Raw genomic sequence first — 22,147 nt, 5'->3', positions numbered from 1 at the left:
AAAAAATCAAAAAATGCTTTTACAATTAAAAAATATATCAAAATGGGTACAATCAGGAGGACAAAAAGTATTTCTGTTAAAGGATATTAATTTTTGGGTAAATGAAGGTGACTTTATTTCGATTATGGGACCTTCGGGATCAGGAAAATCTACTCTGTTAAACATTATTGGTATGCTAGATAATGCCAATGAGGGATCGTATACTTTTTTGGACGAATCGGTACTTTCTCTTAAAGAAAAGCATAGAGCGAATTTATATAAACAATATATAGGATTTGTATTTCAGGCCTATCATTTGATCGATGAATTAACGGTTAAAGAAAACCTGGAGATGCCATTACTTTATAAGAAATATGGCGCTTCTGAGCGCAAGGCTCTTGTAGCAGATATGTTGGATCGTTTTAATATTGTAGGGAAAAAAGATTTGTTTCCTTCGCAGCTTAGTGGTGGGCAGCAACAATTAGTTGGTGTAGCCAGAGCTCTTATAGCCAGTCCGAAATTGATTCTGGCAGATGAACCGACGGGTAACTTAAATTCTAAGCAAGGAGAAGAAATCATGGATATTTTTACACAATTGAATAAAGAGGGAGTGACTATCATTCAAGTAACACATTCTGAGAAAAATATGAACTATGGATCAAGAGTGATTAACTTGCTTGATGGAGAGATTGTATAGAACCTTAAAGTTGGTAGGAATATTGAGGTTGAAAAAGCACTATAAATATTAAATTTCAAAAAAAAGCCTTTATCTACATCTGTAGTAAAGGCTTTTAAAAAGATTGGCTAATACACAACCATTAAAAGTATTGACCCCCTGCCGATGAATCCCTTTTAAGGGGGTATAATAAAAGGTCTTCTATTTCAAGTTTCTTGTTGTCAGAGTAAACTATCCATAGTGACAGGAGGGTCAATAAGGAAACACACTATTAAGAAAAAAAAAATTACATGTTTACTTTTGATTAATAGACAATTAATTGTTTATGTTATTGTTGATATTAGGATTCGCATCTATTTCCTTTTGTGGGATGTTTAAGTAGAATAATTCGCTGTCTACCGGAACATCTACTTCAACTCTATGATTAGGGTCTCTATCAATGGGTAAACGATATCTTTTGGCATCAAACCATTCTACACCAAGTTCGCCATAAAGTTCTTTGCGTCGTTCTAATAAGATTTCATCTAATAATGCTTGCCCAGTATTAGTGGACATAATAGCATTAGGATCTCGATCACTCTGTAAAGCAAAAAGTAGAGTATGAGCAGCACTTTCGTTACCCAAATGATATTGAGCTTCGGCATCAATAAGTACCATTTCAGATTTTCTCATAAGTGAAACATCTGCTTCAAATACGAATGAAAATTTGGAGGTTACATATTCTCTATATGGTGTGGTAGAGCCATAAATATTGGCGAATAGTTTTCTTGAATCTGTATCTGAGAATTGATTAACAAAATTGGCATTAACATAGGTAGCCTTATAAAAACCTAAGGTATGATCTGTCATTCCGTGAGGGGCAGAGTAGTACCCGTTAGTTTCAACTTCATCTTGGTACATTCCCCAAATCCATTCGGGATCGGTCATATCCAAAAACCCTATTCCGTAATTTGAAGAAGGAACTGCTGAAGCAGCATCTCCTCCATAAGCAGCTCTAGCAGAAGAAGATGCTAGTGTCCAATCATCCATGGTTACTAATAACACTCTGGCAAGAATACCATTGGCAACGGCATTATTAATGTAACTTTTTCCTAACCTACTTTCAGGTAAATCTACGATAGCCTCTTTAAGGTCAGATAAAATTAAATCATAAACCTCTTTTAGAGTGCTTGGTGGGTTACCCTCAGTTTTTCCTGTCGCTGGAGTTGTGTATATCGGAAGTTTGGCAACATTCACATTATTTTTATAGTTAGGGGCAAATTCTAAGGCTAATTGAAAATAATGAAATGCTCTCAAAGTTTTACCAACGGCAATAAACTCTTTTTTTGTATTTTCATCCAGATCACTATGGGTAATTTCAAAAATGAGCACATTGGCATAGTTGATATTTTCATATAGATAATCCCAGGTAAAAATTGTTCTTCTAAAATTAGGGTCTCTATTCTCATGAGTATAATCAAACATATACCAACTTGGGGACTGAATTAGATCATTCCCTTTGATTGTTCTGGCAAAGTATATAGAATGTAATCCTGCTGTATCCAGATTTTCGTAAATAGCTCTGAAATTTCTTAATATTCCTGAAACATATGATTCTGCAATAGTCCTATTAGAAAAAACGACATCAGATGATAAACCGCGTGTATTTGTTGGTTCCTCTAAAAAATCCTCGGAACAACTTATTGTACATAAGGAAATCAGAAAAACAAATGTTAGTTTAACTTTTATATTATTAATTTTTGATTTTTTCATTTTTCTCTTGATTAGATTAAAATTCAACTATTAAGCCACCTGTAATGGTCTTTGAAAGAGGAGATCGATTACTTGTTGTACCATCAAAACTCTGTTCTGGATCAATCCCTTTATGAGATTGCCATGTAAATACATTATCAGCTTGTAGAAAAAGTCTTAACCTGTTACATCCCATTCTTTCTAATACAGCTTGATGGAAATTATACCCAAGAGTCAAACTTTTTAATCTTGCAAAATCGTTTTTAAATAAAAACCGGGTAGACTGGTAACTATGAGAGTTGTTACTCGCTAATAATAGTGGGGTATCAGTTATATCTCCCGGTTTTTGCCATCTGTTTAAGTTGTCTGGATGAGCAGATGCTCCAGGACTGTTAAATGATCCCATCATAATACTTGCATAATCTGTATCCAGCAATTTTCCTCCAAAACTAAAATTGGTTAAGATATTTAAGTCAAATTGTTTAATTCTTAAAAAAGAAGTGAAACCACCTGTTACATCTGGTAATGCAGAACCATTATTATATCGTGTAGCTTCTTCATAATCCTTGGTAGTTACTTTGTCTATCACATTACCATCATCATCTAATACATCCATATACCACATTCCAAATCCATCATCAGGATCTACTCCTGCCCATTCTGGAATATAAAAATCAAATAAAGAATTACCTTCTTTCCATAGTTTTGTACCACTAATGAATTCATCTTGAGTTAGTTCGGTAATTTCATTTTTGTTTAAAGAAAAGTTAATTCCTGTCGTCCAGGTAACATTGTCTGTATTAACATTAGTAGAGTTTAAGGTTATTTCCCATCCGGAGTTTTTGATAGCGCCAACATTAGTAGTAACGTTTTCAACTCCCGCTGAAGGTGTTATGGGCTTATTATAAATTAGATCTACAGACTCTTTACTATAATAATCTACGATACCCGAAATTTTACCATTGAATAGCTCAAAATCTACTCCTAGGTTGGAAGAAGCTGTTTTTTCCCAGCTTATAAATGGATCGGCAACACCATCTAATAAAACACCATTGTTTCCTTCGTTATTCCATCCGGCAATATAGGTAGATTGATATGGGAATAATCCAATTCCTCTATTGTTACCTAATTCACCATAGGATCCTCTAAATTTAAGGAGTGATATGGTGTTACTATCAGACAGAAAGTTCTCATTAGATACAATCCAACTGGCACCAGCAGAAAAGAAATTACCCCATCTTTCGTCTAAAAACCTTGTAGAGCCATCACTTCTGGCAGAAAATTCGGTAAAATATTTTTGATCAAAGTTATAAGCAACCCTTCCCATATAACTATTTAATCTTTCTGTCTCAGTATTCCCTGATACACTTTCTGGAGTGGTACTACCATCAAGATTCGTTATATCGGGTAAAAACCCGGTTCCGGATGCTGATAACCAATCGAGTTCATAAGTATAGGCTTCGGTAATTGCATCTACTGAAATATGATGATTGCCAAAAGTTTTTTTATAGTTTAAACTTTGTACAGCATTTACTGTAGAGGTAATATTTCTTGATTGGCTGACTCTACCGCCAACATTAGAAGCAAAACCAAATAGGTCATCAGTAAAACTAAAAGAATCAAAAAGATAATTCTCATAACTAAACTGGGTTTTAAACTTTAATCCATCTACAATTTTAATTTCGGCAAAGGCGTTTCCAAGATAGTTTGTTCTTTTTCTTTGTTCTTTACCCAAAAGAATATATGAAAGAATATTTTCACCTCCTCTTGCACTTCGAACACTATTAACGGGTTGCCCTGTAACATAGCCACTACCAAGATCGTAAACTAAATTACCTGTTGTATCTCTATGAAAATTTCCCTCAGCATCCCTAGCATAAACAGGATAAATTCCAGAAACACCATAGATCCATGAAATGGCTTGCACGACACTATTACTGGTCTGATCAGGATTTCCTGAATTAGAACGAGAAAAACTGGTATTAAGCCCTACATTTAACCAATCCGTAACCTGAGATTCCAGGTTTAATCGAGCCGATATTCTTTCAAAATCAGAAGAGATCACAGAACCTTCTTCGTTTAAGTAATCTACTGACATAAAGTATGTAGATTTCTTACTACCACCAGAAAGGTTAAGGTTATGATTCGTCCTAAGGACATCTCTTCTAATCACTTCTTTTTCCCAATCTGTCTCCCATAATAGATTGGCGCCAGAAACCAAATTACCATCAGAATCAATGGGGTTAGAGACGCTATAGGGATTATATCCCAGATGATCCACTAATTGGGCAGATGCATTTTGAGCTGCTATAGAAGGAGTTTGTGCATTAACATACTGGTTTGTGTTTTTTAGTGCTTCCCAGGTGAGTTTCATATAATCTTCGGTACCTAATAAGTCATGAATTCCTACAGCTGGATTAGAAAAACCTATCTGTGATCTAAACGTTATTGATGGTGCAGTTTCTTTTCTACCTTTTTTGGTGGTAATTAGAATCACACCATTTGCTCCTCTTGATCCATATAATGAGGTTGAAGAGGCATCTTTTAACACAGAGATTGATTCAATTTGATCTTGGCTAATTGTGTTTAAATTACCATTAAATGCAGCTCCATCAACTACTATCAAAGGAGCTTGTGCAGCATTGATACTACCAAAACCTCTAATTCGTATATCTGGATTGTTACCGGGTTGCCCTCCTGAAGTGAGTATATTAACTCCTGGTACGGCTCCCTGGATTGCTCTTACTGGCGAGGTTACTTGTTGATTAGAGATAGTTTCTGAAGTAATAGAACTAACAGATCCTACCAGTGACTTTTTTGATTGTACACCATAAGCGACAACAACAATCTCCTCAAGAATACTATCGTCAGTAAACAGTACTACATCTATCCTACCTGTAGAACTATAGACTCTTTTTTCTTCAGTTTTCATACCTAAATAGTTAAAGACAAGGGTTTGCCCTTCTTTAGCTTCTATAGTATATTCGCCATCAAAATTAGTTACCGTGCCGATAGTAGTACCTTTAATAGATACACTTGCACCAGGCAATGGATATCCATCTTCATAGGTCACCTGCCCGGTAATTTGTTGTTGAGGTTCATTTTTTACTACAGGTTTGTTTCTAGTAACTATATTATCATAACGTGTTTTGCTAATGATGATTTGTTTATCTAAATATTCAATGGATACATCAAATTTTCTAAGTAGTATATTAAGTACAGTAGAAAGTCTTTCTTTTTTTACGGATATATCTACAACTTCATCAGTTTTAAAAATATCTTTTTCATACAGAAATTTGTAATCCGTTTTGCGCTCTATTTCATTAAGTACAGATTTGATAGTTACTTCTTTCATATCCAATGTAATTATGGTATTCTGCGTATACGAATTTGCATGAGATTGAAAGAAAGATACTATAAGAAAAAAGTACGTAAGCTTTAGTTTTAAACTTGTTTTTGGAAAATAGGAGACTAACCCCTTGCCAGAAGTGTTTTTTTTCATACTTTCGGGAAGATTTAAATTATTTAGTTATTCAGTTTTAAATCATTTGTTGAAATCGGAAAATGCGGGAACATTTTCCGATTTTTTTTGCTCCTTTAACCTATTAGAAAAGGAGCTTTGAAAAATTGAGTTTGCGTTATCCTCTAGTTAAGAGAATTAAAATAGCCATTACATAAGTTAGGGGTTAGGGGTTAATAATTATTTGATTACCATTAATACTATAACTAAACGAAGCGGACATACTTAAACTTTGTACAACTTCGTTGATATTTTCTTTATCAAATTTAGCCGTAAAATACCTACCTTTTAGAGTAGTATTATTATTGGTGAATTCTACATTATATTTACGTTCTAATTTCTTTAGGATATCTTCAAAAAGAACTTCATTTAATATCAATTTTCCTTCCCTCCACGCAACATACTCTTCGACACCAACTTTGACAACATCTAACTTTTTAGTCTTTTTGTGCAAGGAAGCTTTTTGATTGGGTTTTAAAAGAACTCGTTTAGAGTTGTCTTTTTCAAATATTTCAACAGAACCTTCAACCAATACAGTATTTATCTGCTTATTTTCAGGATAGGACGTAACATTGAATTTTGTTCCTAATACCTTTATTTTAAGGTTTTCAGAGTTTACAAGAAATGGATGGGAGGTATTTTTGGTAACATCAAAAAAGGCTTCACCTTCTAAAAAGACTTCTCTGTTTATACCTGTTATAAACTTTGTAGGATATTTTAATGTGGTACCCGAGTTAAGATGCACCCTTGTACCATCCGATAATACAACTAGAAATTGTTTTCCATAAGGGACAGATAAGGTGTTGTATGTGAGTGTTTTATCAGGAGTATCTTTTTTATATGCAATAGTATTACCGGTTTGTGTGCCAATTACCAAACCATCGTGGTTTGCTATTAGAATATTCTCTTTTTCAGAAATTACTTTTATATCACCATTGCCCATAATTAGAGTAATTTTTTCAGTAGGAACCTTGAGTAATGATTCTGGATTAGGATTTATGGGGTTAAAATAAAAATACCCTAAACCTAATAATAGTATGAATATCGCTGCAAGCCGATACCATTTTTGTGTATTCCGTATTAACCGAGGTTTCTTAACCTGTTTTGAATTTTCTATTTTTTCTAGAATACTTTCGAATAACTCATCATTCCCAGATAAATTGATAGTGTCATTAGAAGAAAATTCTAAATTGATTTTTTCCCATTGTTGGATCATAGAGTCTTCGATTTCATCATCAAAATGAGATTGTTCTATTAAATTAGAAAGCTCTTCAAATTCTGATTTACTAATCGTATTGTCTGTAAACCGTTGTAACAAATTTTTTACATGTTGGCGTTTGCCCATTTAGTATTTGATTAATTAATATTTAATTTAAATCTAGGGGTATATAAGTAATACACATGAAAAACCTAAATGTCCTTCAAAAACATCTATTTTTTTTAAAATATTGCTAAGTAAAGCTCAATTTTTATTAAAAATACAGGTGTAAGTTGTTGAAAAAGAAGTGTTTACTTATTTTATAAATGGATAAGAGTAATAATACAAAAATATAGTAATATTGTATAGATATGGTAATAACTGAGATCTTATAGAAGATTTTATCTTCCATAAATGATTTCTAACAGTTTTTACCGTGATGCCTAATATGGAGGCAATTTCTATATGACTTTTGCCTTCTTCGATAGAAAGGCGGTATACAGATTGTTCGGTCTTAGGAAATGATTGTACAATATCCTTGACTATTGCTCCATAATCTGAATAGTTGATATCACTATCAATTTGCTCATAGCTTTTTGATCTACTGTTCCACAGCTCAGTTTTTATAGACTCTCTGTTCTTGGCATCTCTTAAATAATTAAAAGTTCTGTTTTTTGCTAAAACAAAAAGATAAGAGTGGAAGGATTTTTTGGGATCTATCTGTTCTCGATCTTCCCAAATTTTAATAAAAATATACTGAATAATTTCCTCAGAGATATATTTTGATTTTGTATACGCAAAAACAAAGTGATATAATCTTCTTTCGTAAAGACGAAAAATGGTCTCAAAAGCATCTACCTTTCCTTTTTTCAAAGCTTTGACTAGTGCTTTATTTACTATATTTTTATTCGGCTTTGCCATCGAAAAGAAATTTTAGTTTCTTTTTATTAGAACAAACTTAGTAAAAATATTAAACTATTGTTAATGTTTTGTACGTGAAATTATAATTCGTTAATTTTTAGTGGCATTTTTTTTATTTTTAACAATTGCAAAATATTAACATATTTAACATTTGTCTTCACCACCTTCTTTTGAAAACCTGAAAGTAAAAGTGCCTGTTTATTTGCCCTTCGCGACTAAATTTTGAGATTTTATCAAATATTATTTTTACTAAACAGGATTACCATTATGATTAAATTTATCTAACTGAATAAATATTCAGAAAAGGTTTTTTTTATTTTTTTAATAGCTACTCGACTTCAGGAGCAGCAGTAAACTGTTTTATAGCAGAATTTGGTTCTATAATATTGTACCCTTTCCAGAAATCAGGGTTATATCGAGATAAATATTGAGGCTTAATTCCTTTATTTTCTTTACTGCTTTTATAACCTCCTTCTGTTAATTGTTTGGTGTCAAATACTACAATTTCATACTTGTTGATGTTGGTCATTACTACATCCAGACCCAGAGATAGTTCGTTTTGCTTGCGTCTGCCTTTTACAAATTTATTTTTCTCAATTACTTTAATTGGGCGATCAAACCCAAAAAGGTTGCCTCTACGCATTTCAAGATATTTTAAGTTGTATTTACCATTTGGTCCTTTGGTAAATATCACCTTGTTGCGGTACATATTATCTTGATACTTGATTCCTAAAAGTTTAAAGTTTCTTAGAAGTTTTACGTTTTGATAATCCGCTCTTACGATGGCAAAATCTTCGGTATTTACGTATAAAGTGCCTTTAAAATCTTCTTTTCTTTTAGGTTCGAAATCAATGATGTATACACTATTATCGTTGATATATGTATAATCTACCAGTTTAAAATTATAACGCCCTGATTTGTTCAGGAAATTAGATTTTACATCTTCATTAAAAAAAAGACTGGATAATATACTTTTTAATTCAGATTTACGATGTTTTAAGAACTGGTTCTTATCATCTTTCTTTTTTTGATTATCAATCTCATCCTTAACCACAGTGGCGTCATCATTGCTTTCTAGTATAGAATCTACCTGTACTTTGGTCCCAAACAAACCTGATTTGATCTTGAGATAAGAATCTGGTTTTACATTGTCTTTAAATATTTTTTCCATTTTTTTGGATAAAGCATCCATAGAACCAATATTGTTTTTATCATACAGTTCTGCAGCTTTAATGATATTGAGTTTTCTTTTTTCAAAATCTCCATAAAAATCACATAAGATTTCTGTATAATACTCAGCTTTTCTTGGGATAATAGATACAACACTATCTAGTAATTTTTTATTAAGTTCTTTGATAGTCGATTTTTTAAAATCGATGCCGAATTTTTTGATGGTGTTGTATTCTGATTCCCTGAAAAATAATCTTTTTTGCGATAACTCGAGGTTATAGTTTTGGGTAACGCGATCTTTTACGTTCTCTATAATCTGATCTATTGTAAGGTTTTTGTTCGAAACAAAGACTCCTTTTAGTTCTATTGCTTTGGGTTCGATATAGATAATACTATCTGTAGCTTTTGAGACTGCAATTCCTATTTTTTCATATCCCATAGAAGAGATATAAATTGAATCGATTTCTGCGAGAGAACCATCCAGATGTAAATTAAATATTCCTTCTTCATTTGTAATTACCCCTTGATTCTCTGCAAACAGAATTGTAGCATAGGGGATAGGTTGATTAGTTTTTTTATCAACTACCCTAGAAGAAATCGTTTGGGCAGAGATCACCGAACCTAAGGATAAAAATATAAGCAATGCCAAGACAGTATGTGTAGATTTCATAATTGGAAGTTTTGATGGTAAACATTCTATACCTATAGACAGTATTTTATGCCTTAAGGTTGCCTGATACTATTTATAATTTTGAATTTAATTAATATCATCCGGATAAAAAGAAGACTGTATACACCCAAAATTGTTACATAAAAGGGTGTGTTTTTTGAGTATCTAATAGAAGGAAAGGGTGATTTTTTGTATGTTGAACATTTCATGTCCTTACTAAGTGAATAAGAATAAAAGATTTGGTTGAGAATAGATTTTTTTTGACAGTTTTTCTTCAATTCCGAAAAATGAAACTGGCATAATCTATTTTTACACTAAATAACTAAAATGTATCACATGAAAAACATAATACTAAACAAATTGGCAGCAAAAATTAATAAAATTAAAGATGTTGATATAGCTTTATATGTAATCGCAATAGCAATGGGACTTATGTATGTTGGCTGGGAACTTGGTCGTGTCTATGCAAGAATGTAATAGGTACTAATTAGATATAAACAAGTATGAATACATCAGAAAAAACAGCCAATATTGTTATTTGGTCTTGTATTATTACTGTGCCCTTTTTTTATTTGGGATATGAGTTAGGAAAAGACTTTTATCATATGATACATTAATGATTTTTATAAACTAAAATTAAACTAGAAGAGAATGAATAAAAAGAATAAACTTATTTGGGCTTATGTCATTAGTGGTATAGTACTTCTTATCATTACTATTTTTTTATTTGAAAAAGGGGAGGCGTTAGGGAGGCTCATGGCAATGTAAAATCAGTAAAACAAAGATATGAGATGGGATTTATAAAAGATATAACAAAAGAGATAAGCCCGGTCACCACTACCACAATTTTATGGTTGCCATTTATTGCAGTTGTACTTGGTTCATTTTTCTTTACATTGGGATATCAATATCAGGCAGTTTAGCATGCTTAGAGTAGTTTGTGTTTGATTAAAGCTTGTAATGATATATGTTGTAAAATGAATTTTTACGACGGTAATACTTACTAATTCCCTTTAACGCGATACGTGATTTTTCTATTAGTAATTACGGTTTGTTTACCAGTTGCCAGGGTAAATCTCACATTGTTAGTAAGCGCCGTTACTCCTGTAAAACTATAAATATTACCACTAACAAGTGTGGGCCATGAGATTGGAGTCTCATCACTAAAAGAACCGTCATTATCAGTATCCACCAATAGTCTTAAAAAAGGTGCCGCAACCACACCAGTCAATGCAGTGATATCAAATCGAATATCAACACTACCCACATCTACTGCCGCCCCAGTGGTGCTTACCTCACTCACTCTCCATACCCGATCTAGTCTTGAATCTATGCGTGATGGGATGTCTGTAGTATTGCTCATAAGAAGGTCTCCGTTATCATGCCCCCACATCAAAAATTCATTATTACCCAATCCAGAAGGATTCAGCATTCTTACAATACCTGTTCCCTGGGCGTCATTATGTAGGTTACTGGCATCAATCCTTCCTATTCCCGCTACATCATGATCGTAGTTTCCTGCGGCTACATCATCCTCATTATAGACATTAGTTGGGATGGCAATACTTCCGTATTTGGCACTTAGGTAATTGTCTACGATAATGGTTTGGGCACTGTTAAGGCGGTTGTTGTAAAGCAGTATTTCTAGAAAATCTCCACTGGCCTCATCTGCTCCGGTCGAGTTTCTACCTATTCTGTCATAGGGAATACCAGCAGTGGTAGAGCCTATATTTAAAGTTTGAGTAGCTCCATTTACTCTTACATTAAGATTTGCAGACCCCGCTGCTTTATGATACGATAGTATAGCGTTTGTACCAAATGGAGAGGCAATTGTGGTGGAATAATCGGCTACCCCATATCGGGTAAAACCAACTCTGCTGGTATTAAGCCATTGCTCTACTCTCATTGAAGCAGTGGTATTGTCAAACAAAGAGTGTGAATTACCGGTGTTTACAGGGTTTAATACAAAGTATGCACTTGCATTAGTATAGGATCCTGCAATTGAACCATTCATAAATTGTGGAGCAGCCAAAGCAGAATTAAAATTAACGGCATCAAAAGTTCCAGTGGTATTATAAGTGGGTCGGTTACCTCCTGTCTGTGTATAGTTATTGGCGTTTCCACTATAATCAGACCATGTAGAAACGGGAGTTCCATTAGTTGGATTATCAGTAATGTCTCCATCTGCATCAATATCATCTGACTTTAACCAAACTCTTAATGAAGAAGAACCATCAGTAGTACCGACTCCTCCAGGACCAGTTTGACCAAATCCAATAAAAGAAGCCAGAAGTATAAAGCTACATATGCATAGTAGTTGTTTTTTCACACGATAACTTTAATATGGTTTATATCATAATTTAAATGGAGGGTTAAATATACAACAGAAATGAGTAAAAACCTTTGTTTAATGCTAAGATAATGAGGTTGTAAGCTAAAAATACTCTTAAAAATCATAAAGGAAAAAGAACTTTTGCTCTCATATTTGATAAAAAAGCTAGGTGGCAGATGTTAAGAAGATAATCAAAGAGCAAAAACAAATTATATTGCACTGCAATAAGTTTTGCGTGGCAAAGATTATTATAGTTAAGGTTGCTACTATAGAGCCCAATGAAAACAGTAGGAGGGTAGCTTATACTGGGGACAACAGACAACTTCTGACTCTTGATACCGGATTTTTATCCGGGAATTAGATTAGAAATCATATAAAAACGGGGTAAAATCCCCATTTTTTTTGAAGCAAAAATCTGGAATGGGTATTAAAAAAGATATTGCTGTACTGAAATAGAAACTTCCCTTATAGCTTTATTTTACTAGGGTTTATGTCGGTTTTTTCAGATTTATATTTGTTAGTGTAGTCATCCGTTACTGACAGTATTGTGTAAGTAAATATCTACAGTAAAGCGATATGCTATTTGGTTTATTTTTAGGTTATTTGTAATAGTATCGCTCTCTTATGGGAAAGGGAGCTTTGCAACAAAGCCTTGAGAACTAGTTTCTTCAAGGCTTTTCTTTGGATTATTCTTAAGTAATGGTATAATCTGATAAATATTGGATTGAAATACTCAGCAGTTTTGCATGTTTCTAACGAATAGAAATTTGTAAACAAAAAACCACAATCAAAATAGCGCTTCTTGATCGTGGTTTTAGAAATGACCCCAAAAAGATAAATCTAATCTTCCTCTATAGATTTAAGATTATCGTCAGAGTTTCTGTCGATAAGTTTATTATAGGGATCAATACCAGCTTTTATGGGTTTTTTATCTGTAATTATAGTAAAAGTGTTTTCACCAGGGGTAAGCCATTTTCTCTCTAGATAATATGGGTTTTTAAGAGGAACTTCTTGTTCGTCTATAATATCTTCACCGAATAATCCAATTTCGATATAATTGGTGGTATGATCTGTTCGTTCTTCTTTACCATTATCGTCGTAATAGATTTTTTTTGAATCCAGCGTAAATGTCGTTTCGTATTTGCTAGTATCCAATTTTTTGGTTTTAGCTTTGATAACTCTATTTTCATAAAGAGCTATTTTCTTAAAGCCATCTTCGACTGCGTATTGTAGTGAATCTGGGGTTGCTGCGTAGATTGCATTATAGAGATCTTCTGATGTAGGATAGACTCCTTTTTCAAAATTTTTATATTCTTTCATAAAACCTCTTAGCGCAGTATTCATCTTGTCTTCGCCAATAAGATCCTGAAGTTCATACATTACCATAGATCCTTTTCTGTACCATATATGTTGACCAACTTCTACATTGATTAAGGAGCGTTCGGGTTTAAAACTAAAGGCTCTGCTTCTTAAGTATTCATCCAACGAATATTTAAGGAAAGTTTTGATCCCATTCTCCCCGTATTGATGTTTCATAGTCATAAGGGAGGTGTATTCTGCAAGAGTTTCAGAAATAATATTGGCTCCAGATGTTTTACTGGGGGTAACGAGATGTCCCCACCATTGGTGTGCTACCTCGTGGGTGGTAACCCTAAAGGCGTAGTTAAAATCTTCGACCTTATCAAAGTTGGCGGCAAACCCAAAATCTTCAGAATAAGGAATGGTAGTTACAAATGACTGTGCAAAAGTAGCATGTGCAGGGAACTCTACAATCCTGATCACAGAATTTGGATACTCATAAAAATTCTTAGAACAATACTCTAATCCAGCTACTAACCCATCTTTAAAATAGGACAAATTACGTTTATGCTTTGGTGAATGATAAATCTCTAGGTCTACTTTTTTGCCACTCGGGGCAGTCCAGCTGGATTTTTCTACATCATAGGTTGCCGATACCACATTAAAGAAAAGATCAGTCTGGGATTCTAATTTATAATGATAATAGGCTCTATCTTCTTCTTGCCATTTTTTAACTAGTTTACCAGGAGCCAGAGCAGTTTGATCTGCGCTAGTACTTACGACAGCTTCAAAATTAATATAATTGGCATCTTCGTTAAATAAGTTTTTCTTTACTGCAATAGTATCCGTGCGAGGGGGGTAGAGATAGTCCAATTTTTCTAAACCATGTTTTATTCGAACTCCATTTTCTATGAGACTTCTATCATAGTGAAATCTAGGAAATAGCGTACTGTTAAAAAAAGAACCATTATACAATACTTCTGTTTCTCTACTATTGGCAAAACCTTTGGTTTCTGCGAATACTTCTATGGTTAAATTTGCCTTTTCATTAGGTTGCATTGCTTTAGGTAGTTTATAAAAAAACATTCTGTATACAGGATCTGTAACTACAGGGATGAGTTCAGTGCCGTTATAAAGTACTTTTTTTAGCTTGGTGTCACTTGTTGGATACTGTACTTCGAGCAATAAAGTATCTATGGGAGTGTTGTTATTGTTAATGATTTTATATTCTCCTTTGGCTTTTACATTACGTTCTTGAGGAAAAACATCGATATAAGCTTTTAGATCAGTGACTTGCGAATGTGCTTTGCCAATGTATTTTGCGTATTTTTTTTCGGCTTCGGCTTGTATTTTCTCAGACTGGTTTCCATCGACTATAGAATTAAGAACCATAAGGTTATAATAGCTATACCCTGCAACAGATACAAAGGCTAATACAACCAAAGTAAGACCTATCATAGTTTTGGGAGTAAATCGCTGCTTTGCCAGTGCTAACCTCTCTTTGGCTGTAGAAAAGAAACCTCTGGTCCAGAATAATTTTCCGATAACCACGAGAATACTCATCATTAGGATCCAATAGAGATTTAACCAGGTTATACCAGTAAGGTAGTGCCCAAAACCATTAAGATCACTTAAGAAAAATGGTGGTGTAGCTCCATAAATCAACATCGGATTATCACTTTTAAAAGCCAGTGTAATTAATAAAGGCAGCCCTATATGAATAAGGATGACAATAAAATGACCTAAAAACTTATTGTTGACTAATACATGAACAAAAAAAGCAAGGAAAACTGTTATTATAAAACCAGGAAGTATTAATCCAAAACTATAGATAAGATATGTATCCAGTTCATAAGTGAAATAACCAGTAAAAGTCTGAAATAAAACACCAATTACAATATTTGCCAGAGCAAGTATTATTGAGATTCCGAGTAAAGAAATAATTTTGGAAAAGTATAAGCTGGTATTACTGATTGGTAATGCGTCATAAAATACAAATGTCTTATTTTTCCTAGTTCTATGTACTGCCTCACCAGAGTAAATTACTAATATAATGACAGATAGCAAGGAGATTCCTCCAGAAACAAAAACAGCTACGTATCGGGTTAATGGCAAATTAGGTGTACCGTAAGTTTCATTGGCAAGAAAAAGAACAACTATACCAATAATGACTCCTATGATTAAAAGAATAACAAATACAGGATCTTTTATTATAGATAAAAACTCAATCTTACTAAGAGAAAGGAGATTTTCTCTTTGTGTTTTTTTAGAAAAAACCTGAGTTATAGAGGTCACAAAAGATGGTTTGTATAGATCATTACTTGTCTTTTTTTCTTTTTTACCAGAACGTAAAAACTTTTTATAGTCAAATCTAAATAAAGTCACCAAGAACAATACTATACCTACAGCTAACCATAACATTCTATTAAGTAAAAACTTACCATAGATTGGCAGTTGATTTGTATTAAGCTCATTGATAGACCAGTATTTTTTGATAAAACGATAAGCTTGTGATCCAAAAGGATCTAGGTATACACTTAGCCATTGGTTGTCGATATCTCCCAGAAGGCTTTGTGACAATGTGTTTAGCAAAAACAGGCAGATACCTCCCAGATAAATAATAGGCATTTTTTTAAAAAAAGCCATTAAACAGAAAAATAGGGAACCTACCAGTAATGCATTAATTTGTAACAGAAATATAAAAGGTAATATATATGAGGATAGTGTAAAGGTGTCATAATCTCCATAATCCGGGCGAGCCAAAAATTCACCGATCCCAAATCCTATAATGGCTCCTAGAACAATAAAAACGTTAAGAAGAGTAACGATAGTAAAACTTCCTAAAAACCGACCCAGCACATATGATTTTTGAGCAATCGGAAATGTAAAATAGGTTTGTGCAGTTTTGTGATCCTGATCTCTAAATATAGGAACACCCATAATAGCCGCATAAAAGAAAATGGATATAATCGAGATCCTGCCCATTAAACCAGTAATAGTATCAGGGCTATTTACGAATTCTGCTGTCGATGATCTCTGTAGGATAGCGATCAAAAGTGCAATTGCTAACCCCAATGTCATATATATCCAGGTAGCTGGTCTTTTTAATCGATATTGTAATTCGAATATGAATATTTCTTTCATCAAATTGTATTTATTGTTTTGGAGGTGAGGTGATAATTGCATCATAATTATTTCAATTTGGTTTTGAAACTCTTATGTATGCTTATTTCATATAGTAGCCTCTTCCTGTTCTTCTTTTTTGTTAATACAGTAGAAATAGAAATCTTCGAGATCATTATTTACTTGCTCAAACCCTTCTCCCGGATTAGTGTCGCTATAGATATTAACATAAAACTGACCTCCTCTAAGGTAATTAGATAATATGGTAAACTCGTTTTCGTAGCTACCTAATTCTGATCTGTCAATATGTTTTTTGTATACTTTGCCATTAAGCGTATCTGATAACACTTGCGGGTTACCTTGCACCAGTATTTTACCTTCGTTGAATACAGCCATATTTTGGCATAAATTGGTAACATCATCCACAATATGAGTACTTAGAATAACTACTGCATTTTCACCTAGTTCACTTAGTAGATTATGAAAACGGTTACGCTCCAAAGGATCTAATCCTGCTGTGGGTTCATCTACAATAATTAGTTTTGGATTACCTAGCAGCGCTTGTGCGATTCCAAAACGTTGGCGCATCCCCCCCGAGTAATCTCCCAGATTACGATTTCTGAATTTATAAAGATTTACTTTATTTAATAGATCCGCGACGTAGCCTTTACGCTCCTGACTATTGGTAACTCCTTTTACTTTTGCAATATGATTTAACATCATCTCGGCAGAAACTTTTGGGTATACTCCAAAATCCTGTGGAAGATACCCTAAAACTTTTCGTAGCTCTCCTGGTTGTTTAAAAACATCAATACCATCAAATTCTATTGTACCCGTGTCGGCTAATTGCAAGGTGGCAATGGTTCTCATTAATGAAGATTTACCAGCACCATTGGGACCTAATAGCCCAAACATCCCGTTTTCTAAAGTTAGATTAACATTATTCAACGCTTGCGTTCCGTTGGGGTATGTTTTATTGAGATTCTTTATGGTAAGCATACTTTTTAAAATTTGCAACATTAGATATTGCAATGTTAGTAGAATTTGTTAAGGTTTTGTTACATAATTTGATATATTTTTTTAGTCAATTTACCTTTAGCTGCATAATTATTAATGATCTATGCTAATAGATATATGAGTATCTTTGCAGGGATCAATTTTTTATTTAAAGGAATGCAACAACTTCGCCGAAACAGGAGATTAAGAACCAATGATGCTATTCGTTCTTTGGTTAGAGAACATACAATTACACCCAATGATTTTTTGGTCCCGATATTTGTAGTAGAGGGGAAAAATATAAAAGAAGAAATATCCTCTATGCCTGGCTATTACAGATATAGCTTAGATCTTTTGGGTAATGAGGTCAGGGAGCTTTGGTCTTTAGGTCTAAAATCAGTATTACTTTTTGTCAAGGTGCCTGATGATCTTAAGGATAATAAAGGTACCGAAGCGATAAATTCTGTTGGATTGATGCAACGAGCGATTAAAACTGTAAAAGAAGCAACTCCCGATATGTTGGTTATGACTGATGTTGCTTTGGATCCTTATTCTTCTTATGGTCATGATGGGATTGTAGAAAATGGTCAAATCATTAATGATGATACATGTAAGGTGTTGGCAGAAATGGCTTTGTCTCATGCGCAAGCTGGGGCTGATTTTGTAGCGCCAAGTGATATGATGGATGGTCGAATTTTGGCAATACGAGAACTTCTTGAAAAAGAGAATTTTAAGAACATCGGCATTATGAGCTATAGTGCCAAATATGCTTCGGCATTTTATGGTCCTTTTAGAGATGCACTGGATTCTGCTCCTGGATTTGGAGATAAGAAAACATATCAGATGGATTTTGCTAATCGCGATGAAGCAATTAAAGAGACATTAATGGATATTGATGAAGGCGCGGATATTGTGATGGTAAAACCTGGATTATGTTATCTGGATATTGTAAGAGATGTAAGAGATGCAGTAGATGTACCTGTTGCAGTATATCAGGTAAGTGGCGAATATGCTATGTTAAAAGCTGCAGCCGAAAAAGGATGGCTAGATCACGATACTGTAATGTTAGAGCAGATAATGGCATTTAAAAGATCCGGAGCACAAATTATCGCCAGTTATTTTGCTAAAGATGTAGTAAAACTTTTAGGGTAATTTTTTATACCAAAATTAGTGTCAGGTATAAAAATGGAGAATAGATTTAATTTTTGTAAATTCAATACGAATAATATTTAGTAACAGAGATTGTGTCTCTTTTTTGATGAGGTCGTCAAGGTAATCTGAAAAATAAAAGGTAACATTTTTCAACAAACTTACATTGATATATAGGAACTGTAACTAAAACGATAGTGAATTTATAAACTTAAATCATAAGGGCATGGTGAGTAGAGATCGATTATATCAGACATTTGGAGAGCTATTATATGTTGTTGCAATGAGTGATGGTGTTATACAGAAAGAAGAGGTAGAAACGCTCGAAGAAATATTGAAAGGACATCCAAAGGCAGCAGCAATAAAATGGTCTTTTGATTATGAAAATAAGCATCAAAATAATATCGAAACCTTGTATAAAAAAGTTATCGAAGTATTTTCTGACAACGGTCCTGATGAAGAATATGATTTTATGATGTATGCATTGGCAAAAATTGCTGATGCAAGTGAAGGAATGGATGTGAAAGAAGAAAAAATGATTACTAATTTTTCTGGTGATTTGCTGCAACGATTTAAAAATGATATCGAAAAAATAAAAGAAAAATATAGCTAATACCTAATTATATATGCAAAAAATAGTTTTACTCCTTGCTGGAATAGTACTGCTTTCTACAAGTTGTCAATCTGAAAAAAAAGAAAAAGAAGAGGTTAAAATAGGGGTAAAGAAGGAAAAAATATCTCCATATGATTTGGGAAAGAAGGTTTTTAATGGAAAAGGAAGATGCTACTCTTGTCACAAAATCAATAAAAAATCTATTGGCCCTGGAGTTGAAGAAATCATGAAAATTTATAAGGCTAAAGATGCAGATTTAATAGCATTCTTAAAACAAGAAACTGGACCCATCGTAGATCCAGAAACCTATTCAGTAATGAAAACTAATTTTTCGATTATCAAAACATTTACAGAAGAAGAGCTTAAGGCGGTAGTTACATATATGAACAAAGTAAGCACCGATAACACCAAATAATGAATAGAATATTTATATTATTTTTTTTAGTCTCAGGAGTAGTGATGTCACAACAACTCACCCCTAAGACAGCTTTCCTCGAAAAATGGAAAAACTCTAAGGAATATCTGCTAAATATTGTAGAACAGATGCCTGAAGAAAACTTTGAATATAAACCTACACCCAGAGAAATGAGCTTTAAAGATCAATTATTCCACATTCGTGAAAATATGTTATGGCTGGGTACTACTTATTTTTCTGAAAAAAAGTTTGATAGAGAAAAAATAAAAGAGAGCCTTCCTGAAGCTAAGGCAGAAATCATTACAGTATTAAATAAGGCTTTTGATAAGGTTTATGCCCAAGTTAAAAATGCAAATGATAATGATTTACAGTTGAAGGTGGATTTTTTTGCAGGCAGAAAATCAAAACTTCAAATCCTTAATCTGTTACAAGATCATGTGACTCATCATAGAGGACAATTAATAGTATACCTAAACCTAAATAATATTAAACCACCTCGGTATGTGGGATGGTAATTGTTCTGAGCAGGAAGGATTTTGGTTTAATTCCTGACAAATAAAAGAGGTGTAATTATGCTAACATAAAAATTTTATATCCAAGATCTCTTTTATTAATCTATCATATTAAAAATACATTTCAAAAATCCGTACTTTAGTACCATATTTTAGACAAAATGACCTTACTAATAATTTACGCAGTACTTTCTATTTTCTTTTCCTTTTTATGCTCAATACTAGAAGCAGTATTGCTAAGTGTAACACCAACATTTATTAATGTTAAAAAGAAAGAAGGAAAGGCATATGCCACCACATTAGAAAATTTAAAAAAAGATGTAGATCAACCTTTGATTGCTATCCTTACACTAAACACCATTGCACATACAGTAGGAGCAATTTTGGTTGGAGTACAAGCAGAGCAGTTGCCTTATAAAGTAGAAATATTGGGAGTAAATATGGTGGGTATAGTATCCACTATTATGACATTGCTGATCCTGGTATTGTCCGAAATTATCCCTAAAACTATTGGGGCTACCTTCTGGAAACAATTAGCAAATTTTACATCAAAAGCATTGGTTATCCTAATAGCTCCGTTAAAATACACAGGGATTCTATGGATACTACGTCTTACAACCAAACTTATTGGGGGCAAAGGACATCATGGTTCTGTATTAAGTAGAGAAGATTTTACGGCTATGGCTGATATCGCTCATGAAGAAGGAGTTTTTGAAGAGTCAGAATCCACAGTAATTAAGAATCTCTTAAACTTTAAAGCCGTTTTGGCCAAAGATATTATGACCCCTAGAAGCGTACTCAAACTAGCTTCTGAGGATGAAAATATTGCTGAGTTTTTTGAAGCGAATAAAAAATTACGATTCTCCAGAATACCTGTATATAAGGATAACCCTGATCACATTAGCGGATATGTCCTCAAGGATGATGTGTATAAAGAAATGGCAGAAGATCATCATGGTAAAATTCTAGGAGATCTTAAACGACAAATATTTGTAGTAGATCGTAATGTTGCAGTGCCAAACCTATTCGAAAAACTAGTAGAACAAAAGGAACATGTGGCATTGGTAGTTGATGAATATGGATCGGTAAGTGGTTTGGTAACTATGGAAGATGTCATAGAAACACTACTAGGATTAGAAATCGTTGATGAAAGTGATACTGATACTAATATGCAGGATCTGGCACGTAAAAATTGGGAAAACCGGGCAAGACGTCTGGGGATAATAGAAGAAGGTAAGACCGAAGAATGATTGATGAGGTATGTATAGAAACCCCACTAGGAATTGCCACTATATCCGGTGATAAAAATGGCATTACAAGTGTTTCTGTTACCAAAGAATCAAAACATACTCCCTCTACAGAGATTCCAGAACACTTGCAAAAAGCGGTTTCCCAACTTAATGAATACTTTAAAGGTAGGCGTACCGATTTTGACCTTACCTTAAACCCTTCTGGAACCGATTTTCAGAAAAGAGTATGGAATGAGTTGCTCAAAATCCCGTTTGGTAAAACAGTATCCTATCTTGATATTGCCAAAAGATTAGGAGATCCAAAAACAATACGTGCAGCAGCGAGTGCTAATGGGAAGAACCCATTATGGATTATTGTACCTTGTCATCGAGTTATTGGTAGTGATGGCTCTTTAACCGGTTATGCAGGTGGGCTATGGAGAAAAAAATGGTTACTTAATCATGAGAATCCTGTAAAACAACAGTCTCTATTTTAAGGAATTTTTGTCATTTTGATCTATGTAATTTTTTAAAATTTTATAGGTCGATTTCTGAGGTTAGAAAATGTTTTTAAATTTCATACATTAGCTAAACCAGTATTATACTTTCATACC

At 33.5% G+C, this 22,147-nt stretch carries 17 protein-coding genes; 9 read left to right on the top strand and 8 right to left on the bottom strand.

The features are described from left to right. Nucleotides 1-13: 13 nt before the first annotated feature. Nucleotides 14-676, top strand: a complete 663-nt coding sequence (locus tag C1X07_RS04940) for an ABC transporter ATP-binding protein (RefSeq protein ID WP_103068883.1) — start codon at nt 14-16, stop codon at nt 674-676. Between the two features lie 294 nt (nt 677-970). Here C1X07_RS04940 and C1X07_RS04935 read toward each other — a convergent pair whose 3' ends face one another. From C1X07_RS04935 to C1X07_RS04915, 5 genes are all read right to left on the bottom strand, one after another. Further along, entirely contained in the window at nt 971-2,407 is a 1,437-nt protein-coding gene (locus C1X07_RS04935) for a RagB/SusD family nutrient uptake outer membrane protein (protein ID WP_103068882.1), read from the bottom strand. Nucleotides 2,408-2,423: 16 nt separating this feature from the next. Continuing rightward, on the bottom strand, nt 2,424-5,888 hold the full coding sequence (locus C1X07_RS04930) for a SusC/RagA family TonB-linked outer membrane protein (RefSeq protein ID WP_103068881.1): 3,465 nt from the start codon (nt 5,886-5,888) through the stop codon (nt 2,424-2,426). 184 nt (nt 5,889-6,072) lie between these two features. Beyond that, entirely contained in the window at nt 6,073-7,251 is a 1,179-nt protein-coding gene (locus C1X07_RS04925; RefSeq protein WP_103068880.1) for a FecR family protein, read from the bottom strand. A 168-nt stretch (nt 7,252-7,419) separates the two neighbouring features. Continuing rightward, on the bottom strand, nt 7,420-8,025 hold the full coding sequence (locus tag C1X07_RS04920) for an RNA polymerase sigma factor (RefSeq protein WP_103068879.1): 606 nt from the start codon (nt 8,023-8,025) through the stop codon (nt 7,420-7,422). 328 nt (nt 8,026-8,353) lie between these two features. Continuing rightward, on the bottom strand, nt 8,354-9,865 hold the full coding sequence (locus C1X07_RS04915; RefSeq protein ID WP_103068878.1) for a carboxypeptidase-like regulatory domain-containing protein: 1,512 nt from the start codon (nt 9,863-9,865) through the stop codon (nt 8,354-8,356). A gap of 336 nt (nt 9,866-10,201) precedes the next feature. On the opposite strand from C1X07_RS04915, the gene C1X07_RS24935 reads away from it, so the two are divergent. Both C1X07_RS24935 and C1X07_RS25360 read left to right on the top strand, forming a co-directional pair. Further along, entirely contained in the window at nt 10,202-10,342 is a 141-nt protein-coding gene (locus tag C1X07_RS24935) for a hypothetical protein (RefSeq protein WP_164914094.1), read from the top strand. A gap of 314 nt (nt 10,343-10,656) precedes the next feature. Beyond that, nucleotides 10,657-10,788, top strand: coding sequence for a hypothetical protein (locus C1X07_RS25360; RefSeq protein ID WP_262494901.1), 132 nt, complete (start codon nt 10,657-10,659; stop codon nt 10,786-10,788). A gap of 80 nt (nt 10,789-10,868) precedes the next feature. Here C1X07_RS25360 and C1X07_RS04910 read toward each other — a convergent pair whose 3' ends face one another. From C1X07_RS04910 to C1X07_RS04895, 3 genes are all read right to left on the bottom strand, one after another. Continuing rightward, complete coding sequence (locus C1X07_RS04910; RefSeq protein ID WP_103068877.1) at nt 10,869-12,194, bottom strand: hypothetical protein; 1,326 nt, start codon at nt 12,192-12,194, stop codon at nt 10,869-10,871. A gap of 843 nt (nt 12,195-13,037) precedes the next feature. Next, nucleotides 13,038-16,640 (bottom strand): ABC transporter permease/M1 family aminopeptidase, encoded by a 3,603-nt coding sequence (locus C1X07_RS04900; protein ID WP_103068875.1) that lies wholly within the window; start codon nt 16,638-16,640, stop codon nt 13,038-13,040. Nucleotides 16,641-16,727: 87 nt separating this feature from the next. Continuing rightward, nucleotides 16,728-17,618, bottom strand: coding sequence for an ABC transporter ATP-binding protein (locus tag C1X07_RS04895; protein ID WP_103068874.1), 891 nt, complete (start codon nt 17,616-17,618; stop codon nt 16,728-16,730). A 174-nt stretch (nt 17,619-17,792) separates the two neighbouring features. Here C1X07_RS04895 and hemB point away from each other — a divergent pair, with 174 nt between their 5' ends. The 6 genes from hemB to C1X07_RS04865 all read left to right on the top strand — a co-directional run bounded on the left by hemB (nt 17,793) and on the right by C1X07_RS04865 (nt 22,030). Continuing rightward, nucleotides 17,793-18,767 carry a porphobilinogen synthase gene (gene hemB, locus C1X07_RS04890; RefSeq protein WP_103069590.1) on the top strand — a complete coding sequence of 325 codons (975 nt, stop codon included), beginning with the start codon at nt 17,793-17,795 and terminating at the stop codon, nt 18,765-18,767. 223 nt (nt 18,768-18,990) lie between these two features. Further along, nucleotides 18,991-19,377, top strand: a complete 387-nt coding sequence (locus C1X07_RS04885) for a tellurite resistance TerB family protein (protein ID WP_103068873.1) — start codon at nt 18,991-18,993, stop codon at nt 19,375-19,377. Nucleotides 19,378-19,390: 13 nt separating this feature from the next. Then, on the top strand, nt 19,391-19,792 hold the full coding sequence (locus C1X07_RS04880) for a c-type cytochrome (RefSeq protein WP_103068872.1): 402 nt from the start codon (nt 19,391-19,393) through the stop codon (nt 19,790-19,792). Continuing rightward, a complete protein-coding gene (locus C1X07_RS04875; RefSeq protein ID WP_103068871.1) occupies nt 19,792-20,307 on the top strand; it encodes a DinB family protein in 516 nt (171 codons plus the stop codon). Before C1X07_RS04880 ends, C1X07_RS04875 begins: the two co-directional genes overlap by 1 nt. A 158-nt stretch (nt 20,308-20,465) precedes the next feature. Next, nucleotides 20,466-21,554, top strand: coding sequence for a CNNM domain-containing protein (locus C1X07_RS04870; RefSeq protein ID WP_103068870.1), 1,089 nt, complete (start codon nt 20,466-20,468; stop codon nt 21,552-21,554). Continuing rightward, a complete protein-coding gene (locus C1X07_RS04865; RefSeq protein WP_103068869.1) occupies nt 21,551-22,030 on the top strand; it encodes a methylated-DNA--[protein]-cysteine S-methyltransferase in 480 nt (159 codons plus the stop codon). Before C1X07_RS04870 ends, C1X07_RS04865 begins: the two co-directional genes overlap by 4 nt. The last annotated feature ends 117 nt before the right edge of the window (nt 22,031-22,147 follow it).

This window comes from Aquimarina sediminis (assembly GCF_002895435.1).
Taxonomy (GTDB): Bacteria; Bacteroidota; Bacteroidia; order Flavobacteriales; family Flavobacteriaceae; genus Aquimarina; species Aquimarina sediminis.
The sequence above is the reverse complement of the archived record's forward strand: the minus strand, read 5'-3'. Positions and strand labels throughout refer to the sequence as shown.